The 16,854-nt window shown below is 56.4% G+C and carries 15 protein-coding genes; 6 read left to right on the forward strand and 9 right to left on the reverse strand.

The genetic code is table 11. The features are described from left to right. Nucleotides 1–16: 16 nt before the first annotated feature. The 5 genes from Q1B13_RS01920 to Q1B13_RS01940 all read left to right on the forward strand — a co-directional run bounded on the left by Q1B13_RS01920 (nucleotide 17) and on the right by Q1B13_RS01940 (nucleotide 8,494). The gene (locus tag Q1B13_RS01920) at nucleotides 17–2,554 is read left to right on the forward strand and encodes an ATP-binding protein (protein WP_299077552.1); all 2,538 of its coding nucleotides are present in this window, start codon (nucleotides 17–19) and stop codon (nucleotides 2,552–2,554) included. A gap of 151 nt (nucleotides 2,555–2,705) precedes the next feature. Next, nucleotides 2,706–3,926 carry an NAD-dependent epimerase/dehydratase family protein gene (locus Q1B13_RS01925; RefSeq protein WP_299077555.1) on the forward strand — a complete coding sequence of 407 codons (1,221 nt, stop codon included), beginning with the start codon at nucleotides 2,706–2,708 and terminating at the stop codon, nucleotides 3,924–3,926. Between the two features lie 151 nt (nucleotides 3,927–4,077). Next, nucleotides 4,078–5,550: a cellulose biosynthesis cyclic di-GMP-binding regulatory protein BcsB gene (locus tag Q1B13_RS01930; protein ID WP_299799663.1), complete on the forward strand. Its 1,473-nt coding sequence runs from the start codon at nucleotides 4,078–4,080 to the stop codon at nucleotides 5,548–5,550. After that, entirely contained in the window at nucleotides 5,547–7,382 is a 1,836-nt protein-coding gene (locus Q1B13_RS01935) for a glycosyltransferase family 2 protein (RefSeq protein WP_299077561.1), read from the forward strand. The genes Q1B13_RS01930 and Q1B13_RS01935 overlap by 4 nt, the downstream gene beginning before the upstream one ends. Before the next feature lie 71 nt (nucleotides 7,383–7,453). Next, nucleotides 7,454–8,494 (forward strand): hypothetical protein, encoded by a 1,041-nt coding sequence (locus tag Q1B13_RS01940; protein ID WP_299077564.1) that lies wholly within the window; start codon nucleotides 7,454–7,456, stop codon nucleotides 8,492–8,494. A 916-nt stretch (nucleotides 8,495–9,410) separates the two neighbouring features. Here Q1B13_RS01940 and Q1B13_RS01945 read toward each other — a convergent pair. Continuing rightward, entirely contained in the window at nucleotides 9,411–10,604 is a 1,194-nt protein-coding gene (locus tag Q1B13_RS01945; RefSeq protein ID WP_299077566.1) for an alpha-D-ribose 1-methylphosphonate 5-triphosphate diphosphatase, read from the reverse strand. 139 nt (nucleotides 10,605–10,743) lie between these two features. On the opposite strand from Q1B13_RS01945, the gene Q1B13_RS01950 reads away from it, so the two are divergent. After that, nucleotides 10,744–11,274: a DUF1045 domain-containing protein gene (locus Q1B13_RS01950; RefSeq protein ID WP_299077569.1), complete on the forward strand. Its 531-nt coding sequence runs from the start codon at nucleotides 10,744–10,746 to the stop codon at nucleotides 11,272–11,274. Here Q1B13_RS01950 and phnN read toward each other — a convergent pair. The 8 genes from phnN to phnG form a co-directional block, all read right to left on the reverse strand. Continuing rightward, nucleotides 11,256–11,801, reverse strand: a complete 546-nt coding sequence (gene phnN, locus Q1B13_RS01955; protein ID WP_299077572.1) for a phosphonate metabolism protein/1,5-bisphosphokinase (PRPP-forming) PhnN — start codon at nucleotides 11,799–11,801, stop codon at nucleotides 11,256–11,258. The two genes, Q1B13_RS01950 and phnN, sit on opposite strands and share 19 nt — an antisense overlap. Beyond that, nucleotides 11,798–12,481, reverse strand: coding sequence for a phosphonate C-P lyase system protein PhnL (gene phnL / locus Q1B13_RS01960; protein WP_299077575.1), 684 nt, complete (start codon nucleotides 12,479–12,481; stop codon nucleotides 11,798–11,800). Before phnL ends, phnN begins: the two co-directional genes overlap by 4 nt. A 3-nt stretch (nucleotides 12,482–12,484) precedes the next feature. Then, the gene (phnK, locus tag Q1B13_RS01965) at nucleotides 12,485–13,255 is read right to left on the reverse strand and encodes a phosphonate C-P lyase system protein PhnK (RefSeq protein ID WP_299077578.1); all 771 of its coding nucleotides are present in this window, start codon (nucleotides 13,253–13,255) and stop codon (nucleotides 12,485–12,487) included. After that, on the reverse strand, nucleotides 13,252–14,109 hold the full coding sequence (locus Q1B13_RS01970; protein WP_299077579.1) for an alpha-D-ribose 1-methylphosphonate 5-phosphate C-P-lyase PhnJ: 858 nt from the start codon (nucleotides 14,107–14,109) through the stop codon (nucleotides 13,252–13,254). Before Q1B13_RS01970 ends, phnK begins: the two co-directional genes overlap by 4 nt. 85 nt (nucleotides 14,110–14,194) lie before the next feature. After that, a complete protein-coding gene (locus tag Q1B13_RS01975) occupies nucleotides 14,195–14,713 on the reverse strand; it encodes an HAD family hydrolase (RefSeq protein WP_299077581.1) in 519 nt (172 codons plus the stop codon). Continuing rightward, nucleotides 14,710–15,798 (reverse strand): carbon-phosphorus lyase complex subunit PhnI, encoded by a 1,089-nt coding sequence (locus tag Q1B13_RS01980; protein ID WP_299077584.1) that lies wholly within the window; start codon nucleotides 15,796–15,798, stop codon nucleotides 14,710–14,712. The genes Q1B13_RS01975 and Q1B13_RS01980 overlap by 4 nt, the downstream gene beginning before the upstream one ends. Then, nucleotides 15,798–16,361 (reverse strand): phosphonate C-P lyase system protein PhnH, encoded by a 564-nt coding sequence (phnH, locus tag Q1B13_RS01985; RefSeq protein WP_299077587.1) that lies wholly within the window; start codon nucleotides 16,359–16,361, stop codon nucleotides 15,798–15,800. Before phnH ends, Q1B13_RS01980 begins: the two co-directional genes overlap by 1 nt. Next, nucleotides 16,361–16,816: a phosphonate C-P lyase system protein PhnG gene (gene phnG, locus Q1B13_RS01990; RefSeq protein ID WP_299077590.1), complete on the reverse strand. Its 456-nt coding sequence runs from the start codon at nucleotides 16,814–16,816 to the stop codon at nucleotides 16,361–16,363. The genes phnH and phnG overlap by 1 nt, the downstream gene beginning before the upstream one ends. Nucleotides 16,817–16,854: the final 38 nt, after the last annotated feature.

The following is a 16,854-nucleotide window of genomic DNA, read 5'->3' on the forward strand; positions in this document are numbered from 1 at the left end:
AAACAGGAGGTTGCACTTGAAGCCGGAGTTGAACCGATACCGTCTCTTGGTATTGGCAGGCATCTGCCTGTTGATCATCTTGTTCGCCATAATGGTCTCGAACCTGCTATCACAAGTGCGCGACCTGTCGAGCGCTGATGAAGACAACATCCAGTGGAGCATTTCGCAGCTCGACATAGAGTTTGCGAACCTCGACACCATTCTGACCGAGCAAGCCGCCACACAGAAAAGCTTCTCCGACCAAGTACAATTGCGAGCAGATATTGCGTTAAGCCGTTTGAACGTTGTCAATTCTGGGCGGGCACGCGAAATTTTTGGTGACAGTACCGAAGCAGCTGATTTGATTGAGCCAATCAATGCGTTTGCGGACGATGCCGTTGAGATTTTGGATTCAACGGACCCGCTGGACGAAACGAAGCTGCTTGAATTGAAAAGTTTGGTACGTGACGTTCGCCCTTTTGTTCGAGAGCTTGCATTGTTGGGAGTCCGTTTAGGTGCCGAACGTTCCGAAGACCGGCGTGCTGAGTTAGCCAGTCAGTTGTCTCGAACCGGAGGTATTGCGATTGGCTTGTTGATCCTCATGGCGCTTCTGATGCTTTTCCTGGATCGTCTTTTGCAACGCTCAGCACGCAGGGACGCAGCATTGTCCGCATCGTCAAAGCAACTGACCTCGACTGTCGCTGCTTCTCTTGATGCCATTGTGACTGCAGATAGTTCTGGGCGGATTATCGACTTCAACGCCTCTGCCGAACGTGTTTTTGGTTGGGGGCGCGACGAGATTGTCGGATTGACGATGGACGACACGTTCATCCCTCATCGAATGCGCGATGCGCACCACAATGGGATGAAGCGTTACCTTGAGAAGGGTATGCCACGTGTCGTGGATGCCGGCCGTGTTGAGCTTTCCGCATTGCGCAAAAGTGGCGAGGAGTTCCCCGTCGAACTAAACATTACAACCACGCATAGTGGTGATGACATTACGTTCATCGCTTACATCCGCGATATCAGCGAACGTAAGATCACCGAGCAAAAGCTGATTGATGCCCGCGACCGGGCCGAACGGACGGATAAGGCCAAGTCACAGTTCATGACAGTAATGAGCCACGAAATGCGCACCCCGCTGAACGGTATCTTGGGTGTGCTTGATCTGCTTAAGACTACCCGCCTAAACGACCAACAGGCTCGCTACACCCGAATTGCGACATCTTCCAGCGAGATTTTGCTGGAACATGTGAACGAAGCACTCGACATCACTCGGATTGAAACGGGCAATTTGCAACTGAACTCCGAAGCCTTTGATCTAACAGAGCTTATGCAAGCGTTAGTCGACCTGTTCGAACCGCTCGCCGATGAGAAAAATTTGGCCATCAAACTTGACATAGATCCGACAATGCAGGGTCCATATCACGGTGATTCCGGGCGAATTCGCCAGATACTAACCAATCTGATCGGCAACGCCATCAAATTCACTGAAGTTGGCGAGATCACATTACGTGTAGACGGTATTCACGGCTCCGAAGCCTCTTCACTTCGTTTCGAAGTGATCGATACCGGCATCGGCATTCCCGCCGAAAAGCATGAGCAGGTGTTTGAGGATTTTATTGCCCTCGCGAGTAGCGAGGGTCGCCAGGCTCGTGGGGATGGTCTGGGTTTGTCCATCTCTCGTCGTATCGCACGTGCCATGGGCGGGGATGTATCCCTTAAAAGTGTCGAAGGTGCGGGATCGGTGTTTATCTTAACTTTATCCTTGCGACGCACGGAACCTGTGACTCGAGTTGGCAGTGACAACCTAGCCAAAAACGCCAAGCAAGCACCCTCATGCAACATCCTTATTGTCGAAGATAACAGCATCAATCGTAGCGTTCTTGGCGACATGCTAACGGCCATGGGGCACAAGGTACACGAGGCAGTTAACGGCGAAGATTGCCTGCAAAAGGCCAAGAATGAAGCTTTCGACATTATCTTGATGGACATTAGCATGCCAGTCATGGACGGGATCGAAGCAACCCAACGCTTGCGCCACGGTAACGGGATAAACGCGGGGACACATATTGTCGGCCTAACAGCCCATGGGCGCGAAGAGTTCCGTGAAAGGTCTGTAGCTGCGGGCATGGATCGTTTTCACACCAAGCCCATCAGGCTGGAGGCCCTACACAACATTGTTGCGGAAGTGACGTCCAAGCATTTGTCCAAACCGGATACGGCACACTTTCCCGAAGCGCTTGTGGAGATGATCAAATTGCTCGGCAGCGCCAAGGTCGCAACCATCGCAGAAAAATTTCTGTCCGAGATGGCTACATTTGCGGCGGACCTTCGCGCAGCGAGCGACCCGCCCGATATGCTGGCTTTTGCAGAAGCAGCCCATAGGGCCAAGGGCGCGGCGTCTCTTCTAGGGCAGATTGAACTACACGATACTTTGGAAAAGCTGGAACTTGACGCGCGCGATGGAAAACTCACGGCAACGCGGACCTGGGCCGAAACACTGGACGCCGAGGCGACAAAGTCAAAATCGGTACTTGATAGCGCTATAATCCAAGGCGCAGACGCCCCATAGGGCTACCTACCCTATCCGTCGGGATAGCTGCCCCATTCCTATTCCACCCAATCTATACTCTCGCACCCCGGCGCATTTCGCTCCGGGCCTCTACACCTGAGTTCATCTTGAACAGGGTCGCCTGGAGGGGCCCGCGCAGAGGAACATCAAAATGAAAGATTCAAAAAACATCATAGTGGTCGGTGGCGACGGATTCTGTGGCTGGCCAACGGCGCTCCACCTATCAAAGCTGGGTCATAACATTACTATCGTCGACAACATGTCGCGCCGTGAAATTGATGCGGCGTTGGGCGCTGACAGCCTAACGCCGATTGCCTCCATGGATGATCGACTGGCCGCATGGAAAGAGCATTCAGGCAATACCATTGCATTTGAGAACATCGACATTGCAGAGGATTTTGACGCTGTCACCACTTTGCTGGACACGATCAAACCAGACACCATTGTGCATTTTGGCGAGCAACGCGCCGCGCCATATTCGATGAAGGGTGTCGGTGAGAAACGCTACACCGTCGACAACAACATTTCGGGCACTCACAACCTGTTGGCGGCATCGGTCGCGTTGGGTTTGGATGCACACTTTGTCCACCTCGGCACTATGGGTGTCTATGGATACGATGATGACGGATTGGAAATCCCCGAAGGCTACCTGCCGGTCTATGTCCCTGGTGACGATAAACAGATCACCAAGCGTGATATCTTGTACCCGACCAACCCCGGCAGCGTGTACCATCTGACCAAATCCATGGATCAACTGCTGTTCCAGTTCTACGCCAAGAACGATCGGCTGCGGATCACCGACCTACACCAAGGCATCGTTTGGGGGACTCAAACGGACGAAACCAAACTGGACGAACGCCTGATCAACCGCTTCGACTATGACGGGGATTACGGAACGGTATTGAATCGCTTTTTGATGCAAGCCGTCGTTGGTCATCCGCTTACCGTACACGGCACAGGTGGCCAGACACGGGCTTTCATCCACATACAGGACACGGTGAAGTGCCTTGCCCTGGCCGTTGAAAACCCGCCTGAAAAGTACGGCAAGGTTGCCATCCTGAACCAAATGACCGAAACGCATACCGTGCGCGAGTTAGCCAAACTGGTTTCTGATGTTTCCGGCGCGCTTATCGCCAACGTGGAAAACCCCCGCAACGAAGCTGCAGAAAACGATCTGCGTGTTTCAAACAAAACTTTTCTCTCTCTAGGTCTGAAGCCGATCACGCTGGCCGAAGGCTTGATCGATGAAACACAAAAGATTGCCGCAAAGTACGCAGACCGGTGCATTCATAAGATGATCCCTTGTGTATCCACCTGGACCCACAAGCAACGTCCAGGAATCGTCTCTCCAAAGCCACGCAAGGTGGCCTGACAACTTCGCACCGCTCGCGTTTGACCTGCTTGGAGGTGGGCCTAACGCGAGCGGTTTTTGTAACCATAAAACTACAGTGAAAAACATGCGCATGATTGGCATTGGGCTCATGGGATTTCTCTTGGCAGGTATAGCCCTCCTGCTATCGACAATGAACATTCTGGAACAAGGAAAACGCTACATCCATGAAGTAACGTCCGGCCCGCAATTGGTGTTTGAGCACCGTACACCCGCCAAAGCACAAGATTTGTACGAAGCAGTGATATTGCGCGCCGATCCCGACAATCCAGTCATTTTATCCGGTTTTCCCGCCTACCAGAGCGTCGCATTCATGATGCCAGTGGATGCACGCCCGACGTCTGGATACCTCCAAATCGATGCAACGTCTCAGGTTCTGGATGGGGTTGAAGGGGTGCTACGCATCTCAATCAACAATACCCGCCGAGGCGAGATGCTGCTGCGTTCAGGCGAGGTGGGACGTTCTCTGCAAATTCCTCTCTCAACGACAGACTTTGCAGGGAACCAACTGGTCGTTTCCTTCTCGCTGCAGGGCACTGGCACTCAACTCCAGTGTGGTTCGCAGGACGGTTTCGAAGCCGTTGTTGAGATCGAAACGACCAGTGCTGTTTTCTTGACGCTGGATCGACCGCTGCAAAGTGTACGCGATCAGGTGCATGCCTGGGGTAATGTCGTGCGCGTTGCATGGCCCGATTGGCTGAAAAAGGACGAACAGCTTCGCCGCATGGTGTTGGCAACCCAGTTCCAGCGACGGGGCCTTGCAACCGTGTTTGCTCCGTCCTCACAAGAACCAGCTCTAACTACCCTCGAGCTACGCGCGGCACTTCCAGCCTTTCCTGAAACCGAATTACATACCAACGTAGGAAGTGCGTTACCCCGCAAAAGAACAAATGTCGGTTTGCGCCGCTTTTATAGGCAGGCTTTATGGCGTGAACGGTTCGATTTGGGGGGCGGCGGCGGACAGTACATACCCAACCAGTTGGATTTGCGCATGCAGCTTGGGCGCCTCATGCCTGGTCAGAATTGGTCTCTCACCGTAACGCTAAACAACCGACTTGTCTTTCAAGAACATACCACAGGGGCTCATGCCGAGTACCGCGCGTTGATTGATCTCCCTTCTGATATTCAGGTCGCCTCAAACACGCTCGAAGTGGTGGCGACAACGACCGCTCCGCAAGACGGCGTTTGTGATCTGGGTCCTGAACTTGTGGCCGAGTTGCTACCTGATTCCCGTTTGATCGTTGGTGAGACGCCCTTTGCCGACGACCTGTCGGGTCTGCAATCCGCTTTGCAAAACGTAGGGCCAGTGAACATTGCGATGACCTCAGAGTTGACGGCGCTGGACGCTAGCGTGGTGAGCCGCATATTGCACAAGGTGGTACCTGCTGGTGTTGAACTCAAACCGGCTGGCAGGAAGGTTCACATCACTGTTCTGAGCCCTAACCACCCTACCCCGCCTCTAACTGAAGCTGGCCCCACCTGGTTGGTCACCGTCACCCAAGGCTTGTCCGTTAGAAAATTACAACAGAACGAAACAGTGTCGCATGTCGGTCTCGCACTGCTGGTTTCACCCACCGTGCCATCATTACCGGAGGCGGACGGATGAGTGACCTTGATGACAAGCGCGAGCAGATCAACTTTGTCTCGGTCGACAGCGCGCCCAAACGCTTTGCCGGACCGGTTTCAGAATGGCAGGCACCCAAAATGCTGGCGATGTTTGCACTGCTTGCGACAACACAGCTTTGGATAGTGAACACTGATCTTGTTGCACAGGTGTTTCCAAACCGTGACTACGTGTTTTCGGCCCACTCGGGACGGCACGCCATTGCGATCCGGATCTTTCTGATCTCATTCTTTGTTGCTTTCGCTGCCTTCAGCTCCGGCGACATACGTGGGCGTTCGATGTTCGGCCTCGATCTGGTATTAACCTTCCTGGCAGGCTGCGCTGTTTTCGATCTGGCAAACGCCTTGGCCGAAAATCTCCTCGGGTCATCATTCTCCCTGCATTTCAGTGCCATTGCCTCTGGGCTGTTCGGCTTCGCGGTCTATTCGTTCAAACTGCTTGAGCGGGGCTTCATGCCTGCACGCATCCGGGTCGAGCATATCCCAGTTAGTCAGATGCGTGCCTTATTGCGGCTTGGCGTCACAATTGGCATCGCGGCGGTAGTCGCGATGTGGGTTGGTGGTATGGATCTGCATGCGGTCGAAGTGATGCGCAACTTGACACTGCTAGGCGGCATTGGTCCGGGTGTGTTCCTGTTCCTGCCGGTGCTATTTGGGCAGCTCTATCTGCTTGCGATCTACGATGTAGTGACCGCCAAGACGCCCAGGTTTAACCCACCCGTTTCGGTCATCGTGCCTGCACACAATGAATCCTACATCATCAAAGATACAATCAACGCGATGGACCGCGCTGCCCACCACTATGGTGGTGAAGTTAACATCCTAATTATGAACAACAATTCCACCGACGACACAGAAGAGATCGCGCGCGAGACACTCTTGTCTTGCAAGGCTGCCAAAGGACGCGTGATCAATGTTCCAAAGCCCGGCAAGTCGAACGCTCTCAACGCAGGTCTTGATGCGTGCGAGACCGAGTTTCTTGTGCGTGTCGATGCCGACACGCTTGTGGGTGAAGATAACTTTACCCGAGCTATGCCATACTTCACAGATCCCTCCGTAGGTGTTGTAGGCGGCGTGCCTGTACCACCAGGTGGAGCCCTTTTTGACCGGGCTCGCCTGTTAGAAGTTCTTGTGAAGCACGGCTTTTACTCAGTTGCCATGGGGGCAGTGAACGGAGTTGTGGGTATCCCGGGCATGTTCGTCGTCTACCGCACGCAACACCCACGCCAACTGGGCGGTTTTGTCGAAGGGATGAATGGTGAAGACACCGACATCTCGCTCCGAATTGGTGAGTTGGGCTTCCACTCGGTTGTTGATCCCAAAATCCGCTACATCTCTGAAGTGCCGTCATCTTACAGCCATATGCGTGAGCAACGCATGCGCTGGTTCCGCTCAATCTATCACATCTCGTCGCGCTGTCGGGACCTGATCTATGGACCAAATGTGACGTTGAGGGGCAAGGTGATCCTGCCCTACATGCTGGTAAACTCAGCACGTCGAGCGATGCTTGTGCCCCTGATAATCTTTGGTGTCTTGGAGTGGGGCGTCGCGTTCAACGAAAACACTCCTATCGTTTGGCAGTCGATCATCGCTGTGACCACAGGCGCGCCCGCAATCGTCGCGGTGGTTGCTTCGCTGCTAAATGGCGTGCCACGCGGCATCCTTGCGCTGCCAGAATACCTGATATTCCGGGTACTACGGGCGTATTTCACTCTCGAATCCATGCTCAGCATTCTGATCGATATCCGCGCCGAAAACCTTGAGCTTGCAATCCGACGCGACATCGTCTCGGACAAGCCCATACGCGTAGCATGATGACGACATTTCATTCTCGGCCACGGAAGATTGGCCGACACAAACTACGGGATTAAGTAGAGGAGCGTAAAATGAAACAAATAGCTTTGGCCGCTACCTTAGCTTTGACTTTGGCGAATGTGGGCGCTGCTCAGGAACAACGCTTACAATTCAAGACTCTTGTCAAGCAGGAGCAGACCAATCCAATTGCAACATATGCCGCAATGACATCATTGGCAGAAAGTGGGTACGTTCCAGCAATCGATCGGGTCGGATACTACTTCCGAAAAGGGATCGGCACGCAAAAAGACCTAGAAGTGGCGCGTCATTGGTATGCGAGCGCCGTCGATGCTGGTCATCCTTGGTCCACCGCGTCTCTGGCTCGGGTAGAAATGGAGTTGGGACGGGGTGATGCTGCATTCGAGTTACTCCAAGCTGGTGTCAGCGACAACCAACCCGGCGCAGAACGCCTTTTTGCAACTGGCCACATTGATCGCAAGTTTGGCACCGCTTCAGACATCAAGCAAGGACGAGCGATCTTGGAGCGCATGGCGCAGAGCGGTGACCAAAATGCTGCACGCGATTTAGTGGTGCGCGTAAACTGGAAACGTTTAAGAGGACCTGCACCAGATACCGCTGTAGATCAAGTTGTGCGTGCAGGCCTTGCGGGTGACGCGAAGTACGCCGCAGTTGCGCTTGTGTATCTGTCTTCGGAGCCTGATAGAAGCGAAGAGACTATTCATACGCGTGCCATGCTCGCGGAAGTTCCTGGCGTTCCTGATCGGGTATTGTCGCCGGAGCTGATTAGGCTTGCCGCAGACATGCATCCCAGCCAATTCTGGTTGGAAGTGGAGGAGATTCTTGAAGGCACTCAACCAGAAAACTACGCCAAGGCAGCAAGTACGGCTTTTTGGATCAACAAGAATGCGTGGGTTCGTATATTACAGAAAGAGCTGCGCACCTTGGGCTATTACCGGGGCAGGATCGACGGGAGGATGACCACACGTACGATCAGGGCTCAAAACCGTTTTTGCAGGGATCGCGAGCTTTGGCCAATTTGCGCAGCAGGCCCACTGCGAGGAGCAACTGTGCGAAACGTGGCAAGCGCCATTGCAAAGGAAAAAGCATACTAGTCAAATTGAACATATTGCGCATCCGGGGTCATGAAAAGTGGCGGAGCAAATGGAAGGTCATAGGCAGACAGGCTCAGACTATTGCGAGTCGACCGAAGAGATCCGACTGTGCGCACTTCGTTAGAGCGTCGGACGCAAACAACCACCTGTTGTTTCGTTACTTCGCGACCAGCCACGAACGTCGGTGAAGCGGGTTTATGTGAAGCGGTCTCTGGTTGAGCGGTCAGCTCATCAGCGTATCGCCGACACAATCACTAAGTCATGTCTGAATTCATCCAATGACCATTCGTGCAAAGAATACCTGCTATCAACCCCAAGGCAGTAGTCGCAAATCAAACGAGCCAGAGTGACCGCGATAAATGGATGGCAACCCCCAACGGAGTAGAAAAACTCAGCGCGAAAGCGGGACTTGGCACGTAGTTCCACGCCACCCGCCGTAAACTCGCCTATCAATGATGATCCCGCGATAACCAATCACGCCGAAAACTCGGACTTCAACCAGACATATCGAGATTAGCCAACTCTCGCGAAGCTGAATTCAGGAAAGAGCGCTTTTAGTATCCTGATGTACTAATCTGTTTTTATGCCTCGAAATAATGTCAAAAACATCGATATTGCTATTTTTCGAAGAGTACTTTGAGAGGTCAGGGCTCTAAGAGAACAGATAACCCTTGATACCGAAGTAAAGTGTGCCGCACGGCTTTTGTCCGAAAATGAGATCGTGCGGTTGTTCATCAATGATCTCGACCAACCCGCCCTATACTCGAGAATGTAGTGCGCAATGGCTTCCAAGGTGGAATGCGCGGCAATTATTAACATTTCGATGGAAACACAAAGCGATGTGTATGAGGTTGCTCAATAGTGGCTGATCCGGAGGTCGGATGCTGAAGAGACATGAATTGTGTTTGATCTCACTCTATCCAACCTTTCTACCTTGGCTCCAAACCCCGTGCAGCAAGGGTGTTTGGCCCACCGTGCGCACGCGCAGTATATCTCCGCGTAGTCCTGACTGCAGCGCTCCACGGTCAGCCAATCGCGCGGCCTTGGCCGGGTTGGCGGTCACCGTGGAAATAGCGCGGGGTAGATCATCCCAGAGACGGGCGAGGTGGAAAGCCGACAAAAGCAGAGCTGACGGAACGTAGTCGGACGACACGATGTCCAGAAGATCGGCCGTGGCCAGCTCTTCCGCCGCAACATTGCCGGAATGCGAGCCGCCCCGGATCAGGTTTGGCGCGCCCATCATCACCGCAATGTCGTGATTGCGGCAGGCTTCGGCCGCCTCAAGCGTCGTTGGGAATTCCGCAAAGCCGGCACCGTTCTCAGAAGAGGTTGCGACATGTTCGGCGGTTGTATCGTCGTGGCTTGCCAGCACAGCGCCAAGACGGCCCGCCTCGGCGACGGCCCCGGCTTCGTGCTTCTCTCCAAAACGGTCCTGAAGGCGCAGCAGGTTTTCGACATGATCGGAAAACTCCGCATCATTCATACCGCGCTTTTTGGCGACATAGGTCTTCAGCGCGGACAGATCCCGGAACTGGCGCTGGCCGGGCGTGTGATCCATCAGGCTGACAATGCCAACCCTGTCTTCCGGCTCAAAAGCGGCCAGTTCGTCCAACAAAGAGTCCGAACAAATCTCGGCCCGCAGGTGCAGGAAATGACTGATCTTGAACAGCCCTTCGGCGCGCGCGGCCAGCAGCTCATCCGCAAGTTTACGGGCATAGTCGATGTAACGCCCTTTGCCAGAGTGGATCGAGCCCACGCGCATGGCGTCGAACACGGTTGTGATCCCAGTCGAGGCCAGCTCGGCATCATGAGCGATCAGAGCAGGCAGATGCGGCCAGTCCACTTCCGGGCGCGGTTCGATATGGCGCTCGACGTTGTCGGTGTGAAGCTCGACCAAGCCGGGGATCACCAGATCGCCCCCGCAATCCACAGCGCCTGTTGGGACGCGGTCGCCTTCCGTAATCTGCGAGATCACACCATGTTCGACTGTTATGGACCCGACAACCACCCGATCCGGCAACACCAGTTGCGCATTGGCAAGGCAAAGATCACCTGACATGTCGTTGTCACAAGACGTCGTCAAAGTGGATGCGGAGAAAGGGGAATTCATGTCATATTCTCGATTTGCGATTTGCTATGTTCCGCCTAAAGGACCGTTGGCCGATTTCGGCGCGACCTGGCTGGGCTAGGATATTGCGCGGGGCGTTGAGGTCCCTCAGCCCGATCTGCCTGATTTGCATGACATCACGATGACACCGCGCAAATACGGGTTTCACGGCACGTTGAAGCCGCCCTTTCGATTGAAGGAGGGCAAGACGTTTGACGCTCTGGAAACGGCCACATCGGACCTCGCCACATCGCTTGCTCCGGCCTGTTGTGATGGGCTGGAGTCGACGCGGCTGGGCCGGTTTCTGGGATTGACTCCGAGTGGTGATTTGGGGCCGTTGCAGCGGGTGGCCACGGCTTGCGTCCGTGAGCTTGATGGGTTCCGCGCCCCCGCCTTTGAGGCCGAGCTTGCCCGCCGTCGTAAGGCCGGGCTTAGGTCCCGGCAAGACGAGCTGTTGGTGCAATGGGGCTACCCCTATGTGATGGAGGAGTTCCGGTTTCACCTGACCCTGTCGGGCCGGTTGTCCGAAGACGCGCTTCCGCAATGGAGTGAAACACTGCGGCGGCATCTGCCGGATCTGCCCACGCCCTTTGAGATGGATCAGATCGCGCTGTGCGGCGAGCGGGGCGACGGGCGGTTCGAGCTTATCCATCGCTACACGCTTGCCGGTTGAAGCCGTGCCACGCCACGCGCAACCGTCTGTGATAGCGATCCGTCGTTGCAAAGATGGATCACCTCAAGGCCCGTTGGCAAAGGTTTTGAGGCCTGCGCAAGGCGCGCTGTGATCTCGTCTTCCGTCTCGCGCCCGCGGGCTGCAAGGCGCTGCGCTAAAGTTTCGGGCTTTGCGGTGATGTTCAGAATGATCAGCCCCGGAAAAGCGTCCGCACCTGCCAAGAGTGCCTTCCGCGAGAAATTCGCAAGACAATGCGTTCCTTTGTTCAACTGATAGCGCACGTTTTGCGGGATGCCGTAGTAAAGACCGTGCGCACCCCAATGGACGGCAAAGGCGCCGTTCGCGGCCATGTCCTGAAACTCGGGCACGGACACAGCGTCATAATCCTCGCCGCCCTGATCTGGTGCGCGGGTGATCACGCGCCGCACGAGGTGCGTGTCAGGCATAACGTCGTGAATGCCGCGCATCACACTGTCTTTTCCCACACCCGATGGGCCGACAACGGCGATGAGGCGCCCTTGGGTCATGCGGCGATCCCTGGGGTAAAGTGGCTGACGTCAATCTCGCGATCGCAGACGCGGGCCCGGGCGGCTTCGTCATGAAAGATGCCAATGATAGCCGCGCCGCGCGCTTTGGCCTGTTCGATAAGGGTCAGAACGACCTCGCGGTTGGCGGCATCCAGGCTTGCGGTGGGTTCATCCAGCAGCATCGCGGGAAAGGAGAGGGCAAAGCCGCGCGCGATATTCACCCGCTGTTGCTCCCCGCCGGAGAAGGTCGTGGGCGAAAGGGACCACAGACGCTGCGGTATGTTAAGTTGTGTCAGAAGCGCTTTGGCCCGCTCTGCCGCCGCATCTGTCGAGGCCCCTGTAGCGCGCAGCGGTTCGGCCACCACATCAAGCGTCGGCACCCGTGGAACAACGCGCAGGAACTGGCTGACATATCCCAGCACCTTGCGGCGCAGGGCGATGATGTCGCGCGGTTCGGCTTGTGCGATGTCGGTATCACCGATGCGGATCTGGCCCGCCTGTGTCAGGTAGTTGCCATAGATCATCCGCATCAGGGTCGACTTGCCGGCACCCGAGGCGCCCGTCAGCGCCACGCATTCGCCCCTGGCGACAGCAAAGGACACATCGTTGACCACTTCGATCACAGCACTGCCCTGATTGTGCAATGTGAAGGTTTTTTTGACGTTCTTAAGTTCAATCATCGCTCAGACCTGCAAAACGGAACTGACAAGAAGTTGGCTATAGGCGTGCTGTGGATCATCGAGTACCTGATCGGTCAGCCCTGCTTCGATCACGCGGCCCGATTTCATCACCATCAGGCGGTCGGCCAGCAGGCGCACCACGGCGAGGTCGTGCGTCACGATGATCGCCGAGAGCCCCATGTCGCGCACGAGGCCCCGCAGCAGGTCAAGCAGACGCGCCTGCACGGAAACATCGAGCCCCCCGGTCGGTTCGTCCATGAACACCAGCCGTGGGCCGGTCACAAGGTTGCGGGCAATCTGCAGACGCTGCTGCATCCCGCCCGAGAAGGTCGTGGGCCGGTCATCGACGCGGGCCGCGTCAATCTCGACCCGCTCCAGCCAATCGGTGGCCTTGTCGCGGATATCGCCGTAGTGGCGCTCGCCCACAGCCATCAGCCGCTCACCCACATTGCCACCCGCAGAAACGCCCATGCGAAGCCCTTCTCGGGCATGCTGATGAACAAAGGCCCAATCGGTGCGTGACAGCATCCGGCGCTCTGGTTCGGACATGGTAACGGTATCGCGCGGCCCATCCATGCGGGTGTCGAAAACCACCTCTCCCACATCCGGGGCAAGATGCCCGGCCATGCAGTTCAGCAGCGTTGATTTCCCTGACCCGCTTTCACCCACGATGCCCATAACCTCGCCGGGGTAGAGATCAAAACTGACGTCAGCACAGCCAATATAAGAGCCATAGTGTTTGGTGACGCCCTGAACGGACAACAAAGGTGTCATGCCGCGTCCTTTCCCTTGTGGCCCGCCGCCCGACGTGCCTCGCAATAATCCGTGTCAGAGCAGACAAACATCCGCCCGCCAGCGTCATCGATGATCACCTCGTCAAGATAGCTGTCTTCCGCCCCGCATAGCCCGCAAAAATGCGCCGCTTTGGAGGCTTCGAACGGGTGATCTTCAAAATCCAGGCTAACCACCTGCGTGTAAGGAGGCAGAGCATAGATACGCTGTTCCCGGCCCGCGCCAAACAGTTGGATCGCGGCCATGTCGCCCAGTTTTGGGTTATCGAATTTCGGGATCGGCGAGGGATCCATCACATAGCGCCCCTCAACCCTGACCGGATAGGCGTAGGAGGTGGCGATATGGCCATGGCGGCTGATATCCTCGTAGAGTTTCACATGCATAAGCCCGTATTCTTCAAGGCTGTGCATCTTGCGCGTCTCGCTTTCGCGGGGCTCAAGAAACCGCAGCGGCTCGGGGATGGGCACCTGATAGACAAGGATCTGACCCTTGCTCAGCGGTTCTTCGGGAATGCGGTGACGGGTTTGGATCACGCTTGCCTCGGCCGTGGCCGTGGTTGTCTCCACCCTGGCTGTCCGCTCAAAGAACGTGCGGATTGACACCGCGTTTGTTGTGTCATCCGCCCCCTGGTCGATCACCTTGAAGCAATCCTCGGGCGTCAGAACGGCGGCCGACACCTGAACGCCCCCCGTCCCCCAGCCATAGGGCATCGGCATTTCGCGGCTGGCAAAAGGCACTTGATAGCCCGGAATGGCGAGCCCCTTGAGGATCGCGCGACGGATCATCCGCTTGGTTTGCTCGTCCAGATAGGCAAAGTTGTAACTCTGATCAGTCATAGCATCCCCCGTTGCTGCAAATCGGCTTCAAGCCGTTGTGGCGAGGTGAAACGAATGCCATCCATCCCCACAGCGCAGGCCCCCTTCACATTGCCCAAACTGTCATCAACGAAGATGCATTGCTCGGGGCCACGCCCGCGCGCTCGCACAGAATGTGGAAGATGCGCGCCTCAGGTTTGAGCACGCCTTCGCGCTCCGAGATAACCAGCGTATCGAAGGCGTCTTCCAACTCGGGCTGTGCCTTCAACCCTTGGGGCCAGGTTTCTGCCGACCAGTTGGTGATCGCATGAACGGGCACAGATGCCGATCTCAGGCGATGCATCAGCGCCCAGCTGCCGTCGATCTTGTCGGTTACGGTTCGGGCATACTGCGGCACGTATTGCACAAACAACGCCCGATCCTCGTTATCCGCCAGTTCAGCGGCAAGATCGGCAAACCGCGCGCCACCATCTGCGCGCAAGTTGCGCGCTTTGAAGTCCGTGCGCGCCATAAAGGCCTCGGCCTCGGCCTCGGCTTGCGACCCCAAGGCATCCACCCAGGCCAAATGCGGTTTCCACGTCACCAACACACCGCCAATGTCAAATATCACGTGCCGCTCTGTCATTCCGCGGCCTCCTGAACCTGATCCGCGCCCGCCTCGCGACGCAGTTTGCGGACCAGTTCCAGCTCGGACTGGAAATCCACGTAATGGGGCAGCTTGATGTGTTCGAGGAACCCCGTCGCCTGAATGTTATCGGCGTGATAAAGAACGAATTCCGCGTCCTGCGCGGGCGCGCCTTCAAAATCTTCGCCAAGTTCTTCCCAACGCAATGCCCGATCGACCAAGGCCATGGAGATCGCTTTGCGCTCGGTCTGGCCAAAGACAAGGCCGTAACCGCGGGTGAATTGCGGGGGTTCGGTTTTCGAGCCTTTGAACTGGTTGATCGTCTCGCACTCGGTCAGCACCACCTCGCCGATGTCGACGGCAAACCCCAGTTCCGGGATATCCATCTCGACGGGCACGGACCCGATCCGCAATTCGCCGACGAAGGCGTGGTTGCGGGCATATCCGCGCTGCGTGGAATAGGCGAGACCAAGTGTGAACCCCTCATCTGAACGCGTCAGCGCCTGCAGACGCAGAGCACGGTCAGCGGGCATCTCAAGTGGTTCGCGGGTCAGGTCAGGCGGCGTTGTATCGTCATGTGTGGCCTCTTCGATCAACCCCTCGCGGTTCAGAAATTCGGTCACATGAGGCACATCGCCCGGCTCGGTCGGCTGCGAAGGGGATTCGGACACATCACCATCAGCGGCCAGTTTGAAATCCAACAGGCGATGCGTATAGTCAAATGTCGGTCCCAGCACCTGGCCGCCCGGCAGGTCCTTGAACGTGGCTGAAATGCGCCGGTCACAGGTCATGCTCCCTGTATCGACAGGTTCGGACACGCCAAAGCGTGGCAGCGTCGTGCGATAGGCGCGGATCAGGAAGATCGCTTCGATTAAATCGCCGCGTGCCTGTTTGATCGCCAGTGCCGCAAGATTAGGGTCACAAAGCGAACCTTCGGCCATGACCCGGTTGACGGCAAGGCTCAGCTGTTCGCGGATCTGCGCGACACTGAGTTCAGAGATATTCGTATCGCCTCGGCGTTCTTCGGCAAGCCAGGCATGCGCGTTTTCAATCGCGCGCTCGCCGCCTTTGACAGCAACATACATCAGGACACCTCTGTCGTTCGTGGCAAGGCGGCAAGGCGGTTGCCGCTCGTAAAAATGAAGTCGAGGCCCAAGGGAAACAGCGTGCCGTTGACGCGGAGCACTTCTTTGTCCGGAAGCGACAGGTGCGCAGTTTCCTTGATGCCGGGGCCTTTGAGCGTTGCGCCGGATGCGACAAGCTCGGGGCACTCCACGATCAACGTGACTGAACGGTCCGGGTATTCTGGGGTGCCGATGGAATAACCCGATAAAGGCGTCAACGTCTCCCAGCAGCCTACTGCGAACATGCAGTGCGACGACCCCGTCACAGGTGCACCGGTGTGGAAAGCCAACCATGCGCGCACGGCATCGCAATCCGCCTTGCCGGCCAGGTAGACCGGCGTTTCAGTATCACATAGCGTCAAAAGAACCGCACCTGCGGCCTTGGATAAGGGCGCTGGCGGCTCTGCGCCTCCAATGTCCTGGATCGTGCCGGGACGGGCCATCGCCTCCATCACGCTGCGAAAAGCTTGGGCCGACTGGACGGCGGGATCGGCAAAACCGCCAGACAGGGTTTCAGCCTGCATCAATCCTCTCCCCTGACCATTGTGAAGAAATCAACCTTGGTCGCGGCGGCTTTTGCGGCGCGCGCAGCCTTTGCGGCTTTCTGCTCGTCTTCGAGCGGCTCCAGCACGGCTTTGTGCAAGCGGACCGCCACATCGGTTTGCATCAGCGCATCGACCAGTGCTGCGGCTTCAGCATCAGCCTTGCGGCGGCCCTGAATGTAGGCATGCCCCACCTCACCGGTCGTCAATGTCAGCGCACAGCGGGTCACTGTCATCTCGCCCAGATTGAATGGCGCGCCAGTGCCGCCCGCGCGGCCGCGCACCATGGTGCTGCCGATCTCAGGCGCGCGCAGCCACGTGAAGTTTGGGCGGGTTATGGCCGCATCGAGCAGAGCAGCAACCCGGCCTTGAGCAGCCTTGGCCAGCAGACTCATCCAGGCCCGGCGGGCAGTGGTTTCGTCGAAAACATCTTTCATCTCGACAGCTTTTCCATATACTATACAACTATACACAT

The sequence above is a fragment of the uncultured Ruegeria sp. genome (assembly GCF_947489545.1).
Classification (GTDB): Bacteria; Pseudomonadota; Alphaproteobacteria; order Rhodobacterales; family Rhodobacteraceae; genus Ruegeria.

What these genes read in the sequence shown, in the direction of transcription:
- Q1B13_RS01925 (WP_299077555.1), top strand. Translation starts at nt 2,706, where the DNA reads ATGAAAGATTCAAAAAACATCATAGTGGTCGGTGGCGACGGATTCTGT.
- Q1B13_RS01930 (WP_299799663.1), top strand. Translation starts at nt 4,078, where the DNA reads ATGAACATTCTGGAACAAGGAAAACGCTACATCCATGAAGTAACGTCC.
- Q1B13_RS01935 (WP_299077561.1), top strand. Translation starts at nt 5,547, where the DNA reads ATGAGTGACCTTGATGACAAGCGCGAGCAGATCAACTTTGTCTCGGTC.
- Q1B13_RS01940 (WP_299077564.1), top strand. Translation starts at nt 7,454, where the DNA reads ATGAAACAAATAGCTTTGGCCGCTACCTTAGCTTTGACTTTGGCGAAT.
- Q1B13_RS01945 (WP_299077566.1), bottom strand. Translation starts at nt 10,604, where the DNA reads ATGAATTCCCCTTTCTCCGCATCCACTTTGACGACGTCTTGTGACAAC.
- Q1B13_RS01950 (WP_299077569.1), top strand. Translation starts at nt 10,744, where the DNA reads ATGACACCGCGCAAATACGGGTTTCACGGCACGTTGAAGCCGCCCTTT.
- phnN (WP_299077572.1), bottom strand. Translation starts at nt 11,801, where the DNA reads ATGACCCAAGGGCGCCTCATCGCCGTTGTCGGCCCATCGGGTGTGGGA.
- phnL (WP_299077575.1), bottom strand. Translation starts at nt 12,481, where the DNA reads ATGATTGAACTTAAGAACGTCAAAAAAACCTTCACATTGCACAATCAG.
- phnK (WP_299077578.1), bottom strand. Translation starts at nt 13,255, where the DNA reads ATGACACCTTTGTTGTCCGTTCAGGGCGTCACCAAACACTATGGCTCT.
- Q1B13_RS01970 (WP_299077579.1), bottom strand. Translation starts at nt 14,109, where the DNA reads ATGACTGATCAGAGTTACAACTTTGCCTATCTGGACGAGCAAACCAAG.
- Q1B13_RS01975 (WP_299077581.1), bottom strand. Translation starts at nt 14,713, where the DNA reads ATGACAGAGCGGCACGTGATATTTGACATTGGCGGTGTGTTGGTGACG.
- Q1B13_RS01980 (WP_299077584.1), bottom strand. Translation starts at nt 15,798, where the DNA reads ATGTATGTTGCTGTCAAAGGCGGCGAGCGCGCGATTGAAAACGCGCAT.
- phnH (WP_299077587.1), bottom strand. Translation starts at nt 16,361, where the DNA reads ATGCAGGCTGAAACCCTGTCTGGCGGTTTTGCCGATCCCGCCGTCCAG.
- phnG (WP_299077590.1), bottom strand. Translation starts at nt 16,816, where the DNA reads ATGAAAGATGTTTTCGACGAAACCACTGCCCGCCGGGCCTGGATGAGT.